Genomic DNA, 17,924 nt, shown 5'->3' with positions numbered 1-17,924 from the left:
CGGTGTACACCGCCGGCTGCTCCCGCTGCCCGTCGTGCAACGCTACCTTCCACTTCGCCGCAGCGAGTTCGAGTGACACCGCCAGCGCCGGTTCCTCAGTACGCGTGTATCCCTGATCTGTACGCATGATGCTCTCCCGTGAGCAAATCTCGGTACGCCGATTTTAAGCGTTAGCCAGTCGACGACCTGGATGCTTCATAGGATCTGTTTTCAGCGCGGTTGTTCACGCGCGCGCAGGCCTTGACGAACACGTGCTTCACATTCGCCAGCTCAGGGATCTCTGTTTTCGCGGCCGGGTAGCTGCGCAACTGGTCGGTGACGATTTTCTTCGGCGCCGCAGGACAGGCCGCCAACACCCGTTTGAAGAAGCGTTTGGCAGCGGCCTTGTCGCCGCGCTTCTGAAGCAGGATGTCGAGTTCAATGCCGTGCTCATCGACTGCACGCCACCGCAGCCAGGGCTCGCCGCGCAGCGTCACGAACATTTCGTCGAGATGCCATGTGCTGCCCGGCTTGCGACGGGCAGTCCTGACCACCGAACCGCGTGGCTGATGACTGACGCCGGGAATCGATGGCCATGGTAGAGCGATTTCGTCTTCTTCATCACGTCATCGTAGCTGACCAGCGCGCGAACGTGACAACGCCCGGCGAACCAATCCTCACGCCCCGTTCGGAATCCCTTCAATCGGACACTCCGGCGTCCCTGGCGTCGGGCGCGTGAGTGCTTCGACGCGGCGGCGCGTGCCGTCGGGGTCTTCGATCCAGTCGCGATAGAACCCAAACGGACAGGCCGCCACGCCGTTCGCGCCGTCGCCCGAATTGATCGTGCCCGTGTACCCGCGGTGCAGAAGTTTGTATAGATGGTTCTGCGACTGCATCGTGCGCCGCGCGTCGCGGATCATGCTCAGCGAGAGCTCCGCGTACTGCACGCCCATCTCCTCCTCGCCGCACTCGCCGAGCGTGCGCCCGTCGAAACCCACGATCGCCGAGTGACCAAAGTACGAATACACGCCGTCCCAGCCCGTGGCATTCGCCACGGCGACGTAAGTGTTATTCATCCACGCCATTGCCTTAGCCACCATCACCTGCTGCTCCTTGGCCGGATACATGTAGCCCTGGCAGCGCACGATCAATTCCGCGCCGTTCATCGCGCAGTCGCGCCAGATCTCGGGATAGTTGCCGTCATCGCAGATGATCAGGCTGATCTTTAAACCCTTCGGCCCATCCGTCACGTAGGTACGATCGCCCGGATACCAGCCTTCGATCGGCGTCCAAGGCATGATCTTGCGATACTTCTGCACGATCTCGCCGCGATTGTCGATCAGCACAAGCGTGTTGTACGGCACCTTACGCGGATGTTCTTCGTGACGCTCTCCCGTGATCGAGAACACCCCCCAGACGTTGGCCTGGCGGCACGCCGCCGCAAATATTTCCGTCTCCTCGCCCGGCACCGTCGACGCCGTATCGAACATCTCCTGCCGGTCGTACATGATGCCGTGCGTCGAATACTCGGGAAACACGACGAGATCCATGCCGGGCAATCCCTGTTTCATGCCGATCACCATGCCGGCGATGCGGCGCGCATTGTCGAGCACCTCCGCCTTCGTATGCAGACGCGGCATCTTGTAGTTGACCACCGCGACGCCCACGCAATCGTTGCTGCTCGAAATATCGCCATGTCGCATGACATATCCTCCTTAAGTCCCTCAGATCGCAGGCGGACTTCGGGCCGCCCGCTCCGCTTCAGCACACACTCACTAGTGGCTGATCATCCATGGTCGTCCTGCCGGCCGTTTGAGGCCGTCCGAAGCCGATCCCGCGAGCTTCGCGCTGCCACCCGAGCAGCAACTGCATCCCGCCCGATGACGCAACGGCGCCCCGTCACCGGACTGGCGCGGCGCGTGCTGCGCGCGCTCGTTCGTTGCGTACGCGGAGCGCCGTGTATTCGCCATCAAGGCTAGCGACGGCGCGCTGATCACCCGGCCACTCTCCCCTCCGCACTCGGGACAGCGGCAAGGCTTTTCGCGGTCCGCCATGCGCCGCATGACGGAAAAGGGACCGCAACTCACGCATTCGAAGTCGTAGATCGGCATGACAAGCTCTCCTGGTAGCGTTGGCTCAGACGTTCGCCAGATCCGGCGAGCATGGCAAATCCACACCGCCCTTGATGTGCTGGATGGGCCCATCGGCATTTGGGCGAATGTCGAAGTCGAAGATCTGTGTCGGCAGCCACAAGGTCGCGCACGCATTGGGAATATCGACCACGCCGCTGATGTGCCCCTGCACCGGCGCACAACCGAGCAACGAATACGCCTGCGCGCCCGAATAGCCGAACTTCTTCAGATACTCGATCGCGTTCAGACAAGCCTGCCGATACGCGACCGTCACGTCGAGATAATGTTGAGCGCCCTGCTCGTCGACCGAAATGCCTTCGAAAATGAGGTAGTCGTTGTAATTCGGCGTGATAGGACTCGGCTGGAATACCGGATTGCGAATTCCGTATTTCGCCATGCCACCCTTGATCAGATTCACGCGCATGTGTACCCAGCCCGCCATTTCGATCGCGCCGCAAAACGTGATCTCGCCGTCGCCCTGGCTGAAGTGCAGATCGCCGACGGAAAGTCCTGCGCCATCCACGTAGACGGGGAAGAACACCTTCGAGCCGCGCGACAGATCCTTGATATCGCAATTACCGCCGTGCTCACGCGGCGGCACGGTGCGCGCCCCTTGCGCCGCCGCCTTGTCACGCGCGTCGCCCGTGAGTTGCCCCATATGCGCGGTCGCGGCGAACGGCGGATTCGCCAGTGGCGGCACGCGCTCCGGCGCGGTCGCGATCAGGCCGGTTTCGCGTGCATTCCACGTTTCTAGCAGTTTCGGATCAGGCAGGCATCCGATCAGGCCGGGGTGAATCAGACCCGCGAAATTCACGCCTGGAATGTGGCGCGAGTTCGTATAGACGCCGTGAAAATCCCAGATCGACTTCTGCGCGGCGGGAAAATGGTCGGTCAGAAAACCGCCGCCATTGGACTTCGAGAAAAATCCGTTGAAGCCCCACTGGCTCTCGGACTTCGCACCGATGTCGAGCAGGTCCACGACCAGCAGATCGCCGGGTTCCGCGCCATGCACGCCGACCGGGCCGGACAGAAAATGGACGATCGACAGATCGATGTCGCGCACGTCGTCGGCGCTGTCATCGTTCTTGATGAAGCCGCCGGTCCAGTCGTAGGTTTCGAGGATGAAGTCGTCGCCGGGTTTGACCCAGCAAGCCATCGGAATATCCGGGTGCCAGCGGTTGTGCACCTGCGTGTTTTCGTAGGCCGGCTGGTTCAGATCCACCTTGATGAGAGTTTCGGGCATTGCGTTCGCTCCATGATTCGAGGGTCAGTAAATGCGGTTCGGTGCGCCGCACTCATACCGAGAGGTATTCGCGGATGCGGTCGGTGTCGCCTGCATCGCGGGTGCTTTGATGTACGAAGCGGCCGCCTTCGATCACGAAGAGCCGGTCGGCGACGTCGAGCGCGAAGCTCAACACCTGCTCGGACACCACGATGGCGATGTTGCGGGTCGTGCGAATCTGATTGAGTGCCTTCGCGATGTCCTTGATGACGGACGGCTGAATGCCCTCGGTAGGCTCGTCGAGCAGCAACACCTTCGGATCGGTCGCGAGCGCGCGCGCAATCGCGAGCTGCTGTTGCTGGCCGCCCGAGAGGTTGCCGCCCTTGCGCCGTCGCATGTCGAACAGCACGGGAAAGAGCGCGTAGAGATCGTCGGGCACGAGCTGGCTGCGCGCGTTTTCGAGGCCCGTCTGGATGTTCTCCTCGACGCTCAGCGACGCGAAGATCTGCCGGCCTTGCGGCACGTAGCCGATCCCTTTCGCCACGCGCCGGTAGCTCTCGTCTTTGGACACGTCGGCGCCGCCCACCCGCACCGTGCCGCGATTGGCGGGCAGCATGCCGATGAGCGCCTTGAAAAGCGTCGTCTTGCCCATGCCGTTGCGGCCCATCACCGCGACGCTTTCGCCGTTCGCCACGGAAAATCCGATGCCATGCAGCACCTCGCTCTGGCCGTAGCTGACCACGAGATCGTCGACTTCCAGCATGATGTGTTCTCCGTGTAAATTCAGTGGCCGAGATAGACATCGATCACGCGAGGATCGGATTGCACCTGCGCCATCGGCCCTTCCGCGAGGATCTTGCCTTGATGCATGACCGTGACCTTGTGCGCGATCCGCTCGACGAAGGCCATGTCGTGCTCGATCACGATCATCGAGCGATTGCGGCAAATGTGATCGAGCAGTTCCGCCGTGACTTCCCGTTCGCGCGCGCTCATGCCTGCAATCGGTTCGTCCAGCATCAGGAGTTCGGGGTCCTGCATCAGTAACATGCCGATTTCCAGCCACTGCTTCTGGCCGTGCGACAGCAGCCCGGCTTCGAGATCGAGCGAAGCGGCAAGACCGATCTCATCGGCTACCGCACGCACCCGGTCGGCCACTTCGGCATCCTCGCGATAGGCGAGCGCGCCGAACACGCTGCGTCCGCGCGGAAACGACACTTCGAGGTTTTGCGCGACGCTCAGGTTTTCGTAGATCGACGGCGTCTGGAACTTGCGGCCGATGCCCTTGCGCACCCGCCGGAACTCGGCGAGATTCGTGATTTCCTCGTTGCGGAACTTGATGCTGCCGGCGGTTTCCCTGGTCTTGCCGCAAATCAGATCGAGCAGCGTCGTTTTGCCCGCGCCGTTCGGGCCGATCACGACGCGCAATTCGCCGCGCTCGAGATAGAGGTTCAACGAATCGATCGCCTTGAAACCGTCGAACGACACGCTCAGATCTTCGATCGCAAGCAGAAAGTCAGTGTTGCTCATGCGTCAGATCTCCTTGTTCGCTGCGCCGAGCCACCGGCGGATACGCGGCCGGGCATGCTCTTCGTAGAGACCCGCGAGCCCGTTCGGAAAGGCCATCACCACGCCGATGAACATCGCCGCCATCAGATAGAGCCAGAGATTAGGCAGGCTCTCCGAGAACCAGCTTTTGCCGAGGTTGACGAGAATCGCGCCGTACACCGCGCCCACCAGTGACATGCGCCCGCCGACTGCGGCATAGATCACCATCTCGATCGACGGCACGATGCCGACGAACGACGGTGACATGAAACCCACCTGCAACGTGAACATTGCGCCACCGACAGCCGCGAGCAGCGCCGCGAGGCAGAACGCGAACACCTTGAACATCGCGACGTCGTAACCGGAGAAGCGCACGCGGTCCTCCTTGTCGCGCATCGCGAGCAGCAGCGTGCCGAGCTTGCTGCGCTGGACCCAGCGACAGGCCAGCAGCGCGCCGATCAGCAGCACCGCATTGACGAAATAAAGAACCAGCTTCGCGTGGTCGGTGCGGATGTCCCAGCCGAGCAGCGTGCGCAGATCGGTGATCCCGTTCACGCCACCCGTATATCCTTGCTGGCCGATGATCAGCACCGAAAGAATCAAGGCGACCGCCTGCGTGATGATCGCGAAGTACACGCCGCCCACCCGCCGCTTGAACATCGCATAACCGACGACAAACGCGAGAGCCGTAGGCACCACGAGCACGGCAAGGATCGAGAACGGTAGAGAATGAAACGGCCTCCACCACGTAGGCAGCGCGGTGAGCTGATTCCAGTCCATGAAGTCGGGAATGCCGGGCGTGGTCTGCGTGTGGGTGGCGGCCGGGTCGGACGCCTCGAGCTTGAGGAACATCGCCATCGCGTAACCGCCGAGGCCGAAGAACACGCCTTGTCCGAGGCTGAGCACGCCGCCGTAGCCCCACGCGATCACGAGGCCAATCGCCACGAAAGCGTAGGTGAGGTACTTGCCCATCAGGTTCAGGCGAAACGTATCCAGCACAAGCGGAAACACGACAACGATCAGCACCGCGAGTATCGCGATGCCCACGTAACCCGACGCGTCGAGCCGCATCGCGAGCGCGCGCCAGCCTCCCGGCGCGCTGGGACCGGATCGCGGGGAAACGCTCCCCGCCACGGCTTGGATGGGTTCCATGTCCATCTCCATACGAATTAATCAGTGAATGAGCCGTGCACGAATGAGCCGTGCACGGCGCCCTGCACTCACACGCGCCGCACCTTCGACGCAAAGAGTCCCTGCGGACGCAGCATCAGGATCACGACGACCGTCAGCAGCGTAAGAACACGTGCAATCGAACCCGACAGGAAAAACTCGCTGATCGACTGCATCTGCGCGATGCCGAACGCCGAGGCCACGGTGCCGAGCAGGCTCGCCGCGCCGCCAAAGGTGACGACAAGAAACGAATCGACGATATAAAGAGAACCGCTGGTGGGTCCGGTCGAGCCGATCGCTGTGAACGCCGCGCCCGCCACCCCCGCAATACCGCAGCCGATCGCGAAGGTCATCCGGTCAGTGCGCCGCGTGTTGATGCCGGCAGCGTTGGCCATGGGCCGGTTGGCAACCGTGGCACGCACGCGCAGGCCCCAGCGCGAGCGGTAGAGCGCGAGCAGCAGTCCACCTGTCATGACCAGCGCGAGTCCCATCACGAACATGCCGCTGACTGGAATATCCAGGCCAGGCGCTGGCTCCCAGGAGCCCATCAGCCAGTCGGGCAGCGCAGGACTCACTTCCTTCGGCCCGAACGTCGAGCGAAACACTTGCTGCATGCCGAGACTCAGACCCCAGGTAGCGAGCAGCGTGTCGAGCGGACGGCGGTATAGATGGCGGATCAATGCCCATTCGGCGAGCCAGCCCGCCGCGAACGCGAGGCCGAACGCCGCGACGATCGCGAAGAAAAAGTACACCGGCGTGAACGCGTGCCAGACGTTCTGCGAGAACCACGAAAACATGTAGACGGTATAAGCGCCGATCGTCATGAATTCACCGTGCGCCATGTTGATCACGCCCATCTGGCCGAAGATCACGGCGAGCCCAAGCCCCATCAGGAGCAGAACGCTGAACAGGCTCAGACCGGCGAAGCCCTGCATCAGCGTGATGTTGAAAATGTCGGTGGCGGACATCGAGCGCTCCTCGCGCGACGGCGCGTTGCGTCGCCGCGCAGCTGCGGTTGACGGATTACATGTAGCCCTTCGGGAACGGATTCGGCTGGATCGGCTGGTCGGACTGCGCGACGACCTTGAATTGGCCGTCTGCCTGGCCCTGGCCGATCAGCGAGCGGCTCCACAGGTGGTGATTCGCATCGACCTTCGCATAGCCCTGCGGCGCATTGGCCACGTCGATGCCCGCCGACGACGCCACCACCTTGTCCACGTCGAAGCTGCCCGCGCGCTCGCAGGCGGCCTTCCAGATCCATGGGCCGAGATACGCGGCCTGGGTCACGTCGCCGATCACGGACTTCTGGCCGTAGCGCGCCTTGAACGCAGCGACGAACTTCTTGTTGTTCTCGTTATCGAGTGCCTCGAAGTATTTCATCGACGAATAGAAGCCCGCGAAGTTGTCGCCGCCGATGCCGAGCACTTCGTCCTCGGTTACCGACAGCGTCAGCAGGAACTGCTTCTGCGGAGTGATACCGGCCGCCTTGAGCTGCTTGTAGAACGCAACGTTCGAGCCGCCCACCACGCTCGCGAAAATGCAGTCCGGCCGCGCGAGCTTGATCTTGTTCATCAGCGACGCAAACTCGGTCGTGCCGAGCGGGTAATACTCCTCGCCGACGACCTTCGCGTGCAGATGCTGCTCGATATGGCGGCGCGCGATCTTGTTCGACGTACGCGGCCAGATATAGTCGGAACCAATCAGGAAAAACGTCTTGGCCTTCTTCGTGTTCGACGCCCAGTCGAGCGCCCAGAGAATCTGCTGGGTCGCTTCCTGGCCCGTGTAGAACACGTTCTTCGATTGTTCGAGGCCTTCGTAGAAGGTCGGGTAATAGAGCAGCCCGTTGTCCTTCTCGAACACCGGCAGCACTGCCTTGCGCGAGGCCGAGGTCCAGCAGCCGAACACGGCGGCGACGTGGTCGTTCTCGAGCAGCTTCTTCGACTTCTCCGCGAAGGTCGGCCAGTCGGAGGCGCCGTCTTCCTGAATGATCTGGATCTTGCGCCCGAGCACGCCGCCCATTGCGTTGATCTGCTCGATCGCAAGGCGTTCGGCCTGGATCGAACCGGTTTCGGAGATCGCCATCGTGCCGGTCGCCGAATGCAACTGGCCGACTGTCACCGTGGTATCGGTCACCGCCAGTCCGGTGGTGTTCACCTTGGCGGTGGGCGGCGTTTGAGCAAATGAAGTACGTGGCAGCCCCAGCGCCATCAACGGCGCGGCGGCGAGGCCGCCGATCAGTTTCCGGCGCAACGGCGACGGTGTGCGAGCATCATCATCGATTCGATCGTCTGCGGACATCACATTCTCCTTATCGGTCGCCCTGCGCTTCTTGCGAGAGCTGGTTCGAGGTTGGACGCAATGTAGAAAGCCAAATTGGCAACCGGAATACGTCGATTGACGTATTCCCCGCAGTCCCACTGGAATGTAATTTGCATCAGACACCGATCCGATCGTTTCCGCACCAATCCAGATCATCTCCATGCCCCAGAGTCACCCGTCAGTGGGCACGCCCAGTACCCAACGCATCGTCAAGGTGCGGCGCGACTACAATGCGTGGGTCGGCGACGAAACGCTTGAGGATTACGCGTTGCGCTTCACGCCGCGTTCGTTTCGACGCTGGTCGGAACTGCGCGTCGCCAACACGGCAATCGGCGCCGTGTCTTTTCTGGTGCTCGAAGCGATCGGCGGCAGTCTCGTCGTCAACTATGGCTTTACGAACGCGGTCTGGGCGATCGCGGTCGTATCGGTGCTCATCTGGCTCACCAGTCTGCCGATCAGCTTTTACGCCGCGCGCCATGGCGTCGACATGGATCTGCTTACGCGCGGCGCGGGCTTCGGCTATATCGGCTCGACGCTCACGTCGCTGCTCTATGCCGTCTTCACGTTTATTTTTTTCGCGCTCGAAGCGGCCATCATGTCGCTCGCGTTGCAACTCTATTTTCATATCTCGCTGGCGATCGCCTATGTACTGAGCTCGCTCGTCGTGATTCCGATCGTGATGTTCGGCATCACGCTGATCAATCGGCTGCAAAGCTGGACTCAGCCGCTGTGGCTGGTACTGTTCGCGCTGCCCTATGCGGCCGTGCTGTGGCACCATCCGGGTCTGGTGCACGAATGGACGACCTTTGCCGGCTTCGCTGCGCAAGGCCGCGCGTTCAGCGTGATCGCGTTCGGGCAGGCCTCGACCGTGGTGTTTGCATTGATCGTGCAGGTCGGCGAGCAGGTGGATTACTTGCGCTTCCTGCCGCCGCTGACTGCAAAGAACCACACGCGCTGGTGGCTCGCGCTGCTGTCGGCGGGACCAGGCTGGATCGTGCCCGGCGCGCTCAAGATGCTCGGCGGCGCATTCCTCGCCTTCGTCGCGATCCAGTATGAAGTCAGTCCGGCGGAGGCCACGCAGCCCACCCAGATGTACCTCGTCGCCTATCACCTGCTGCTCGATCCGTTTGGGCTCGCGAGCTGGGCGCTGCCCGCGATGACGCTGTTCGTGATCGTTTCGCAGTTGAAGATCAACGTGACGAATGCGTACGCGGGCTCGCTCGCGTGGTCGAATTTTTTTGCCCGTCTGACGCATAGCCATCCGGGGCGGGTGGTGTGGCTCGTGTTCAATGTGATGATCGCGCTGCTGCTCGTGGAAATGGGTGTATTCGAGGCGATCGCCAAGGTGCTGTCGCTCTACGCAAACATCGCGATCGCGTGGATCGGCGCACTGTTCGCCGATCTCGTCATCAACAAGCCGCTTGGGCTTAGCCCGCGTCATATCGAATTCAAACGCGCACATCTGTACGACGTGAATCCCGTCGGCGTAGGCGCGATGCTGATCGCCGCCGCCGCCGCGATGCTCGCGCAGAGCGGCATGTTCGGTTTGCTGGCACAAGCCATGTCGTCGTTCATCGCGTTCGGCGTGGCAGTCGCCTGTGCTCCGGTGCTCGCGATCGTCACGCGCGGACGCTACTACATCGCGCGCGCCGCCCAACCCACGGGCAACGCCACTTCGCTTCGCTGCGCGATCTGCGAGAACGCGTTCGAACCGGAAGACACAGCCTTCTGCCCTGCCTACGGCGGCACGATCTGCTCGCTGTGCTGTTCGCTCGATTCGCGCTGCCACGATCGCTGCAAGCCGCACGCACGCTTCGCGTCGCAAGCCGATCGCGCGCTACATCGCGTGTTTCCCCGCGTGCGGCTCGGCCCAGCCGCGCTGCGTCTCATGCACTATGCCAGCCTCATGTGCGCGATACTCGCGGTGCTCGCGAGCGTGCTCTATCTGATCTGGTCACAGAGTGTGACCTCGCTCGCCGTCGACGGATCGTCGATCGACAGCGCGATCGGCCACAGTTTTCTGAAGATATTCTTCGCGCTTTCTCTCGTCGGCTGCATAGCGGCGTGGTGGTTCGTGCTGGAGCGCGAAAGCCGTCGCGTCACGCAGGAAGAATCGCAACGGCAAAACGAATTGCTGATGCAGGAAATCGACGCGCACCAGAAAACCGACGCCGCGCTCAAGCGCGCGACGGCCGCCGCCGAATCGGCGAATCAGGCGAAAAGCCGCTACGTGTCCGGATTGAGCCACGAGTTGCGCACACCGCTGAACAGCATTCTCGGCTATGCACAGTTGCTTTTGCAGGCGAAAGAGGAGTTTTCGCCGACGCGCTACAGTGCCGTGCGAACGATTCACCGCAGCGGCGAACATCTGCTTGCGCTCGTCGATGGGCTGCTCGACGTCGCGCGTATCGAGGCGGGCAAGCTGGAACTGAACATCGCACGCGTGTCACTGGTGGATTTCGTCGCGCACGTCACCTCAATGCTGCGCCCGCAGGCGCTCGAGAAAACGCTCGCTTTCGACGTGCAGACCGTAGGCCGCCTGCCCGCCACCGTGCGTACCGACCAGAAATGCATGGGTCAAATTTTGACCAACCTGATCGGCAACGCGATTCGCTTCACGTCCACGGGTACTGTGACGCTGCGTGTGAGTCACGTGCTCGACACGTTGAAGTTCGAAGTAGTCGACACCGGCCCCGGAATTCCTCCGGCCGAGATGGAGCGCCTGTTCCTGCCGTTCGAGCGAGGCGAAGCGGCGCATGCGCACGATCACGGCGCGGGACTGGGGCTCACGATCTGCCGGCTTCTCACGCAGGCACTCGGTGGCAGTCTGGAAGTGGACAGCGAGGTCGGGCGCGGCACCCGCTTCATCGTGCGACTGTTCGCGCCAGCAGTGAACAGCGCAGCCGACGCGCGCACTGAACTCGCGGCGATCCGCGGCTATACCGGGCCGAAGCGCGCGATTCTCGTCGTCGACGATCTCGCGGATCAGCGCGGCATCGTCGTGCAACTGCTGACGCCGCTCGGCTTCGACGTCGCCGAGGCGGAGAGCGGCCCCGACGCGTTGCGCTGGCTGGCGACACACAGCGTCGACGTGATCATCATGGACATCTCAATGCCGCTGATGGACGGCTACGAAGCCAGCCGGCTGATCCGCGAAAACCAGTTGTCGAACGCCCCGATCGTGCTGCTTTCGGCTAATGCATTTGCCGACGATCGGGAACGCGCGAGTGCGACCGGATGCGCCGGATATCTCGTGAAGCCGCTCCAGATCAATTTGTTGCTCGACAAGCTCGCGCAGTTACTCGTGCTCGACTGGATCCCATCCGAGCCGTCCACGTCCGCGCAAGCCACGCCGCCCGTCAGGCACGCGTCACTGGATGTCGCGTGGCCGAAAGCGGTGCTCGAGCGGCTGCGCGCACACCTCGAAGTCGGCTACCTGCAAGGCGTGATCGAACAACTCGACTCGGCGCGCGCGACATGGCCCGCGCTACAGGAGCAGATCGACGTGTTGCGCGCTTTGGCGGAACGCTTTCAGCTAAGGGAGCTTGAGCATGAACTCGACCGACTGTCTCGCGCCGCGGACGTCTGACGCGCGCGCGATGAACTCCACCGATGCGTCGCCCGAGTGGCTGCGCGAGCGTCCCGTCGTGTTGATTGTCGACGACACGCCGGACAACCTCGCATTTCTCTCCGATACGCTTCAGGCACATGGTTACGCGGTGCTGGTCGCGCTCTCGGGCGAAGAAGCGCTCAAGCGCCTCGCACGCGTGACGCCCGACGTCGTGTTGCTCGACGCGATGATGCCTGGCATGGATGGCTTCGAGACCTGCAGCCACCTGAAACAGGACGTTCGCCACGAACATCTGCCCGTGATCTTCATGACGGCATTAACGGAAAGCGAGCATGTGGTGCGCGCGTTTCGCGTCGGCGGCATCGACTATGTGACGAAACCCGTGCGTCCCGAGGAGGTTTGCGCGCGCATTGGCGCACACGTGCAGCGCTCACGTGCGCAACTCTATGCGCACGCGGCACTGTCGCTCGATGCGCGGGCGGCGCTGATCGTCGGCGCCGATGGCGCGATCCGCTGGCAGAGTCCGCAAGCGGCACGGCAAATTTCTGCCTACCGGGCCAGCCACGCCGATGACCACGTGCAAGCGGTTGCGCACCCCATGTTGCCGCCGCTGTTGCGCGACTGGTTTGCGGACTGGCTCGGGCGCGGGAGTCCGACCGGCGCCGTCCTCGAATTCACCGCAGGACACGTGCGGCGTTCCGCGAGCGCAACCTCCGCTCCCGATCCTGGAGAGTGGATCCTCACCCTCAAGGAGACCGATGACACTGTGCACAGCAGCGCACTCGCGGCGCGCTTCAATTTGACGGCGCGCGAGGCCGAAGTGCTGCTCTGGGTCTCTCGCGGCAAGACGAATCGCGATATCGGCGACATTCTCGGCATGGCGCCGCGCACGGTGAACAAGCACCTCGAACATCTGTTCCGTAAGCTGCACGTCGAGACGCGCGCGGCAGGCGCTGCGCTTGCGATCAAGGCGCTGGACAGGGCCTGAAATAGCTGAACGGTCGAATGTCACTTTCGAGCGTCCAACAGGTGACGCTTTAGTTTGGGGTTGCAACGAGCATGTAGCCGAGGCCCCACACTGTGCGGATATGTCGCGGCGAGGTTGCCTCTGTCTCAATCACCTGTCGTAAGCGAAGAACTTGCACGTCAACGCTGCGGGCGCTCGCCTCATATTGCGACCCACGCGCGCGCTCTATCAGATTTGCGCGGCTTACGGGACGGTTTGGCGTCTCCGCAAGCGCACACAGGAGACGCATTTCAGCTGCGCCGAGTTCGACGATGCCCGCTTCGTCCGACATCAATTCTCTACGCCGAACGTCCAGCCTGAAGGCGCCGAACCGCAAGCATTGCGACTCGCCTGCGAGCAGCATCTCGCCCCGCACGTTTTGCAGGCGCACCTGAAACTGCTGCCGACGTAACATCGCCCGAACCCGCGCTATCAGCTCGCTCGGCAGAAACGGTTTCGCGAGATAGTCGTCGGCGCCAATCTCCAAACCTACGACCTTGTCCGCGGGATCGCCACGCGCTGTTAGCATGAGGATGGGGATTGTCTCTCTCCGAGCACGCAACCGACGGCAGATGGACAGACCGTCTTCGCCTGGCATCATGATATCGAGAATCAACAGGTCGAACGGGTAGCGCTCGATCAATACGTCCAACTCAATGCCTGTCTTCACCGCGCGCACCGAGAAACCTTGTGCCGTCAGAAAGCGTTGCAGCATATTGCGGATTTCAACATCATCGTCAAGCACGATGATGCGACCGGTTGGCAGATCATCTGACATATGATTAAGCAGACACCTCTAATAAAGCCTGTCTTTTAGTTCCTGCTTCCGATGCTACGCGGCGATACGTTGCACCTCAGACAGTGCCAGTGCGGCATGCAGTTCCGTAGCGACATCCAATGCCTCCTTTGGCAAGAAAACGGACTTGCAACCCGCTAACACCTTCGCATGCATCTGCATGCCACAGGAAGTTCCGTATGGTTCGACGAACGGAATATACAAGGATCTCCGCACTGGATGTGTTGGAAAGGTATGTCAAAAGATGTCATCGATTGTGCTGGCCACAACACTGACTGGCGAAAGCCCACGACCGCCCGGCGCCACCCGTATGTACCGGGCATGCCATCCTGACTGCTCATATTACATCTGTCGCTCGTGGTCAGCGAGAAAGCGAGTGCACCCGTGCATTTGCAGACAGAAAAACAGGCCCCGTCGATGACATTTCCTGACATGATTTGCTAACACCTGGCGTTATGAATTTCGCCTACATTTCTTCGATCGATCGTGTGCTGCAGCTTCTGCGGTGCGCTCGCATTGCGGTTAGTCGCGGCCCCGGTCATCACTCGTTTGTGAGCGTTATTCTCTTCCTATGTCAGCTCAGATTCTTCTAATCGACGACGACGCCGAATTGTGTGATGCGACTCGCCGCTACCTGGTAAGGTGGGGTTTCGACGTGTCAGTGCTACATGACGCGCGTTCGCTCGAACACCGGCTCAAACACGAACGCCCGGACCTGATAGTGCTCGATCTCATGATGCCGGTCGTCGACGGCTTGACGGCACTACGTAGGTTGCGCGCATCAGGCGACGACATTCCAGTCTTGATGCTCACCGCCCGCGCCAACGAAGAGGACCGCATCGCTGGCCTTGAATTGGGTGCCGATGACTATCTCCGCAAACCGTTTAACCCGCGTGAGCTGGTAGCACGGATTCAGTCAGTGCTGCGGCGCCAGCGCGCCGTACCCGATGCGGGCATTCCCCAACGACGGCAACCTTACACATTCGGCGCGTTCACGCTGGACTTTCAGTCGCGCACCCTGAATAGCGGAGAGACGTCTCTTACCTTATCTGCCAGTGAGTTTGCGCTGCTGCAGATTTTCGTTAATTCTCCCATGTGCACACTCACCCGCCGGCGTCTGCTCAAGTCACTTCATGGCGCGGAATCCGAGTCCGCCGATCGCGGCATCGACGTTCAGGTCTATCGTCTGCGCCGCATCGTGGAAACTGACCCGTCGACACCACGATTCATCCAGACCGTTCGCGGGTGCGGATACGTCTTCGTGCCGGACCTCGAAGAGCATGCTGCCGGCACATCGACTCACCATTCGCATAACTGAAGTCTCTGGTTGCCCTCATGCTGCTGTTGCGCCTTTCGCGGAATATGCGCTTATTGCTTCGAGCGCGACCAGTCGCCAAACTACTATACGGTAGCAGCGGCCAGGTGGTGACCACCGCGAACGCCATGGCAAGGGTAATCGAAGATCAGTCGAGCGCCGGCTCACTGACTCACTCAGATATACACGATTTTTGAGCGGCCGTTATATCCTGGTCGCTATCCGTGAACTGGACGCAGTTGCGCATCGTCCCTGCGGCGAGCTTCGGACAGGATGCAAAGCGGCCGCTATGCATCCCGCCCGCCCACGGGGCGGACACGAATAGACTCAGGTCAATAGTACGCGGGGGCGACGATCAGTGGCGGTCGAGGGACTACAACCAGTGGCCGGGCCACTATTGGACGACCCACCGGAACGACTACACAGCCGCTAAGCACCGCGGCACTCATGCAAAAACCGGCAGCAAGCGCAAAGCGACAAAGAACACGCGCATCAAGCATTATTTCAACTCCTTTCAATTGAGGCTCAGCGACTGGCATTAGGGATGCGTTCAGGCATTACCGCTGGGGGCGAAGGCCCGCAGAACTTCTAGCTATCGGCTTGCGCATGGCGGGTTGCTGGCGTCGGGTTACCGGAGCGCGCAGCAGCCCCATCATTCGACGTGATGAGGCGACCCGATGGGACATATTCAATACACGGTTGAACCAGCCGAGGGTATTGAAGCTTGCCTTGCAAGCGCTTACTGCCGATGCTGCGCAGCGAACTGCTCGATCTGCTCAAGCGTCACGTACCCTTGATGCGTAGTATCGATCTCATCGAAATGGGCTGCGACGCGCGGCATACCTGCCTCCGCCTGTTCTTTCGTGAGCTTGCCGTCATGAGTTGCATTCGCGGCAGTAAAGCGCGCTTCCAACATCTGCTGCATGCTGCTCTGCGCGAACGCAGACGACACAGCGAACGCTGCAGCCAGAATAATGAATAAACGTTTCATCAAAGACTCCTTTAAGAAAATGAATGACGTGCACGGAATAGCCGGGGGATAAAGCTCGACCCAGGATTTCCAGCCGGCAGAATTCCAGGTCAAGCCATGCCACGACCATATGAGCGAAATCAGTACGGTGCGTAGTAGTAAGGTGGGGGGGCGCCATAGATTACGGCGCGGGGCGGCACGGGGCGTACAGGCACGACGATCGCTGCCGAACGAGGTGTTTCGATCGTATCTCCCTTCGACGTGATGCATTGCGCGTACGCGTTGTCGTATTGCTGCTGCAATGACGCTTCGGTCTGATTGTGCTGCGCCGAGCCCATCATGCTGCCGAGCAGCAGTCCGGCACCCGCACCGATTGCGGCGCCGGCACCGGCGTTGCCCGCCCCGGCGCCGATCAGAGCCCCGGCCGCGGCGCCTCCAGCCGTGCCGACGGCGGTAGCTGCAAGACCGGAGGTTGCCGCCTGATGCGAGACCGCCGCCGGATTCACGACCTGCGTCGCGTACATGCGGCAGCTATAGTCGTCCTGCTGGAACTGGTTGAGGGTCTTGCCGTTCGCTGGGACCGCCATGACGGTAGGCGCACTCGGCGGCGTAACCGCACACCCCGCCATGCCCAACCCAACAGCGAGGCTGACAAGCAGTGGCGCAATACGAGTCGATGTCAGATTCTGGTTCATTGATAATGCTCTCACGATGATGCAGCGCGAAGTAAGCGCTCAGAAGTGGTAAGCAGCGCCCACCGATCCAAATACAGCCGCGCGTCGTTCAACGATCGGACTGTTCGCAGCATCGCCGAGCAAGGAACCGACGCCGAAGGCGCTTTGCAGTGACCACTGCTGGTTCAGCCGATGATTCCAGTCGACCTTGAGGTCGACTCGCGAAAAGCCGGCTGAGGGGTGATACGGCGAGAGGCCGGCCGTGCTGGACGCAGCCTGCTCGCTGTCGATACCGAACCGCGTCTGCTGCGAAGGTCCGTTGGACCACACGGCGTCGGCGGACACCGACACCCGGTCAACGGGTTTCTGGACCAGCGCATAGGACGCGCTCAGCGTGACGCGATTGCCATAGCCGGCATGCGCGGACTGAAGGAAGCGCAGACCCGCGCTCGCTGGACCATAATGCCAGCGCGCGAACGCACCGAAGTCGAAGGACGTTGCGATATCTCCGATGCCGTTGAGCACCGCCGCATAGTCCTGGTTGCGGCCCAGTTGTACGCCGATCAGCGGGCCCACCGCAACACTCGGCCCCAACGGGTAGGCGACGCCGCCCGTGAGCCCCTGCACGAAGATTGCCCCGTTCAACAGCGACAGCATGGGCAACGGCAGCACACGATAGGACTTGCTGCCTTCATAGTGGGGCAATGCGGTCACGTTGATGCCCATGCTATCGTCCGGCGACGACTGCGCCAACGCTGGTGAGTAATGCAGGCACTCAGTGGCGATGACGGCGAGCGCGCCCAGCCACCGCCGTGCGCGGCCTCGCTTGAAAACCGCGGCGACAAAGCGATAGTCATGCATGTTCAAGCCCATCTATCGATGGTTGTCCGGCGAACCGCAACGCCCACGCTGATATCAATCGCCAGGGACCCCGCAGGCGCCTTGCCGACAGCCATTGAAATTGCCGCACTGGCAGCAGACACGAGAACGATTTCAAATTTCACTGCACACTCTCCATGTGATGGATTCGCCCCACTGGCGAACCCCGCATGACACAGCCGCCAATGTAGGGAACCTGTGCGCTACATGTTGTTGGAAATGTGTTGCATGTCATGTCAAGCCACGTCGCGGGGAAGCGATACCGCACGAGTGGACGTAACGGGGCCTTGCACGCAGTTCGAGACGCGGACTTTGAAAAACGGCCGTGGGCGCTACCGGACTCTGG

The 17,924-nt window shown here is 61.6% G+C and carries 16 protein-coding genes and 1 pseudogene; 3 read left to right on the top strand and 14 right to left on the bottom strand.

Annotated elements, in window-relative coordinates:
- Positions 1-185: 185 nt before the first annotated feature.
- The 9 genes and pseudogenes from HDG33_RS33870 to urtA form a co-directional block, all read right to left on the bottom strand.
- Positions 186-601 (bottom strand): annotated as a pseudogene (locus HDG33_RS33870) (DDE-type integrase/transposase/recombinase); the annotation flags it as partial.
- Positions 602-656: 55 nt separating this feature from the next.
- Complete coding sequence (locus HDG33_RS33865) at positions 657-1,682, bottom strand: aliphatic amidase (RefSeq protein WP_184039871.1); 1,026 nt, start codon at positions 1,680-1,682, stop codon at positions 657-659.
- A gap of 72 nt (positions 1,683-1,754) precedes the next feature.
- Positions 1,755-2,090 (bottom strand): FmdB family zinc ribbon protein, encoded by a 336-nt coding sequence (locus tag HDG33_RS33860; RefSeq protein WP_184039868.1) that lies wholly within the window; start codon positions 2,088-2,090, stop codon positions 1,755-1,757.
- A 25-nt stretch (positions 2,091-2,115) separates the two neighbouring features.
- Complete coding sequence (gene fmdA, locus HDG33_RS33855; RefSeq protein WP_184039865.1) at positions 2,116-3,354, bottom strand: formamidase; 1,239 nt, start codon at positions 3,352-3,354, stop codon at positions 2,116-2,118.
- 52 nt (positions 3,355-3,406) lie between these two features.
- Positions 3,407-4,096, bottom strand: a complete 690-nt coding sequence (gene urtE / locus HDG33_RS33850) for an urea ABC transporter ATP-binding subunit UrtE (protein WP_184039862.1) — start codon at positions 4,094-4,096, stop codon at positions 3,407-3,409.
- Positions 4,097-4,116: 20 nt separating this feature from the next.
- Positions 4,117-4,860, bottom strand: coding sequence for an urea ABC transporter ATP-binding protein UrtD (gene urtD, locus HDG33_RS33845; protein WP_090804072.1), 744 nt, complete (start codon positions 4,858-4,860; stop codon positions 4,117-4,119).
- Positions 4,861-4,863: 3 nt separating this feature from the next.
- Positions 4,864-6,030, bottom strand: coding sequence for an urea ABC transporter permease subunit UrtC (gene urtC / locus HDG33_RS33840; protein WP_184039859.1), 1,167 nt, complete (start codon positions 6,028-6,030; stop codon positions 4,864-4,866).
- 68 nt (positions 6,031-6,098) lie between these two features.
- Positions 6,099-7,016: an urea ABC transporter permease subunit UrtB gene (gene urtB / locus HDG33_RS33835; protein WP_090804070.1), complete on the bottom strand. Its 918-nt coding sequence runs from the start codon at positions 7,014-7,016 to the stop codon at positions 6,099-6,101.
- Between the two features lie 55 nt (positions 7,017-7,071).
- Entirely contained in the window at positions 7,072-8,346 is a 1,275-nt protein-coding gene (gene urtA, locus HDG33_RS33830) for an urea ABC transporter substrate-binding protein (protein ID WP_090804068.1), read from the bottom strand.
- Positions 8,347-8,527: 181 nt separating this feature from the next.
- Between urtA and HDG33_RS33825 the strand changes: the two genes are divergently transcribed.
- Together HDG33_RS33825 and HDG33_RS33820 are read left to right on the top strand one after the other, a co-directional pair.
- Positions 8,528-11,956, top strand: coding sequence for an ATP-binding protein (locus HDG33_RS33825; protein WP_184039856.1), 3,429 nt, complete (start codon positions 8,528-8,530; stop codon positions 11,954-11,956).
- Between the two features lie 10 nt (positions 11,957-11,966).
- Positions 11,967-12,926 (top strand): response regulator transcription factor, encoded by a 960-nt coding sequence (locus tag HDG33_RS33820; protein WP_311548412.1) that lies wholly within the window; start codon positions 11,967-11,969, stop codon positions 12,924-12,926.
- Positions 12,927-12,975: 49 nt separating this feature from the next.
- Here the strand turns inward: HDG33_RS33820 and HDG33_RS33815 are convergent, their stop codons facing one another.
- Complete coding sequence (locus HDG33_RS33815) at positions 12,976-13,722, bottom strand: response regulator (RefSeq protein WP_184039850.1); 747 nt, start codon at positions 13,720-13,722, stop codon at positions 12,976-12,978.
- Between the two features lie 589 nt (positions 13,723-14,311).
- Here HDG33_RS33815 and HDG33_RS33810 point away from each other — a divergent pair.
- The gene (locus HDG33_RS33810; protein WP_184039847.1) at positions 14,312-15,058 is read left to right on the top strand and encodes a response regulator; all 747 of its coding nucleotides are present in this window, start codon (positions 14,312-14,314) and stop codon (positions 15,056-15,058) included.
- A 736-nt stretch (positions 15,059-15,794) separates the two neighbouring features.
- Here HDG33_RS33810 and HDG33_RS33805 read toward each other — a convergent pair.
- The 4 genes from HDG33_RS33805 to HDG33_RS33790 form a co-directional block, all read right to left on the bottom strand.
- The gene (locus tag HDG33_RS33805; protein ID WP_184039843.1) at positions 15,795-16,046 is read right to left on the bottom strand and encodes an EF-hand domain-containing protein; all 252 of its coding nucleotides are present in this window, start codon (positions 16,044-16,046) and stop codon (positions 15,795-15,797) included.
- 119 nt (positions 16,047-16,165) lie between these two features.
- A complete protein-coding gene (locus HDG33_RS33800; RefSeq protein ID WP_184039840.1) occupies positions 16,166-16,612 on the bottom strand; it encodes a glycine zipper domain-containing protein in 447 nt (148 codons plus the stop codon).
- 147 nt (positions 16,613-16,759) lie between these two features.
- On the bottom strand, positions 16,760-17,425 hold the full coding sequence (locus tag HDG33_RS33795) for a MipA/OmpV family protein (protein WP_184039837.1): 666 nt from the start codon (positions 17,423-17,425) through the stop codon (positions 16,760-16,762).
- A 137-nt stretch (positions 17,426-17,562) separates the two neighbouring features.
- Positions 17,563-17,703: a hypothetical protein gene (locus HDG33_RS33790; protein WP_184039834.1), complete on the bottom strand. Its 141-nt coding sequence runs from the start codon at positions 17,701-17,703 to the stop codon at positions 17,563-17,565.
- Positions 17,704-17,924 lie beyond the last annotated feature (221 nt).

The sequence above is a fragment of the Paraburkholderia sp. Cpub6 genome, assembly GCF_014201065.1.
Classification (GTDB): domain Bacteria; phylum Pseudomonadota; class Gammaproteobacteria; order Burkholderiales; family Burkholderiaceae; genus Paraburkholderia; species Paraburkholderia tuberum.
The sequence above is the reverse complement of the archived record's forward strand: the minus strand, read 5'-3'. Positions and strand labels throughout refer to the sequence as shown.

What these genes read in the sequence shown, in the direction of transcription:
- fmdA (WP_184039865.1), bottom strand. Translation starts at nt 3,354, where the DNA reads ATGCCCGAAACTCTCATCAAGGTGGATCTGAACCAGCCGGCCTACGAA.
- HDG33_RS33825 (WP_184039856.1), top strand. Translation starts at nt 8,528, where the DNA reads ATGCCCCAGAGTCACCCGTCAGTGGGCACGCCCAGTACCCAACGCATC.
- urtE (WP_184039862.1), bottom strand. Translation starts at nt 4,096, where the DNA reads ATGCTGGAAGTCGACGATCTCGTGGTCAGCTACGGCCAGAGCGAGGTG.
- HDG33_RS33865 (WP_184039871.1), bottom strand. Translation starts at nt 1,682, where the DNA reads ATGCGACATGGCGATATTTCGAGCAGCAACGATTGCGTGGGCGTCGCG.
- HDG33_RS33820 (WP_311548412.1), top strand. Translation starts at nt 11,967, where the DNA reads ATGAACTCCACCGATGCGTCGCCCGAGTGGCTGCGCGAGCGTCCCGTC.
- urtB (WP_090804070.1), bottom strand. Translation starts at nt 7,016, where the DNA reads ATGTCCGCCACCGACATTTTCAACATCACGCTGATGCAGGGCTTCGCC.
- urtC (WP_184039859.1), bottom strand. Translation starts at nt 6,030, where the DNA reads ATGGAACCCATCCAAGCCGTGGCGGGGAGCGTTTCCCCGCGATCCGGT.
- HDG33_RS33810 (WP_184039847.1), top strand. Translation starts at nt 14,312, where the DNA reads ATGTCAGCTCAGATTCTTCTAATCGACGACGACGCCGAATTGTGTGAT.
- HDG33_RS33815 (WP_184039850.1), bottom strand. Translation starts at nt 13,722, where the DNA reads ATGTCAGATGATCTGCCAACCGGTCGCATCATCGTGCTTGACGATGAT.
- HDG33_RS33805 (WP_184039843.1), bottom strand. Translation starts at nt 16,046, where the DNA reads ATGAAACGTTTATTCATTATTCTGGCTGCAGCGTTCGCTGTGTCGTCT.
- HDG33_RS33795 (WP_184039837.1), bottom strand. Translation starts at nt 17,425, where the DNA reads ATGGGCATCAACGTGACCGCATTGCCCCACTATGAAGGCAGCAAGTCC.
- urtD (WP_090804072.1), bottom strand. Translation starts at nt 4,860, where the DNA reads ATGAGCAACACTGACTTTCTGCTTGCGATCGAAGATCTGAGCGTGTCG.
- urtA (WP_090804068.1), bottom strand. Translation starts at nt 8,346, where the DNA reads ATGTCCGCAGACGATCGAATCGATGATGATGCTCGCACACCGTCGCCG.
- HDG33_RS33860 (WP_184039868.1), bottom strand. Translation starts at nt 2,090, where the DNA reads ATGCCGATCTACGACTTCGAATGCGTGAGTTGCGGTCCCTTTTCCGTC.
- HDG33_RS33800 (WP_184039840.1), bottom strand. Translation starts at nt 16,612, where the DNA reads ATGGCGGTCCCAGCGAACGGCAAGACCCTCAACCAGTTCCAGCAGGAC.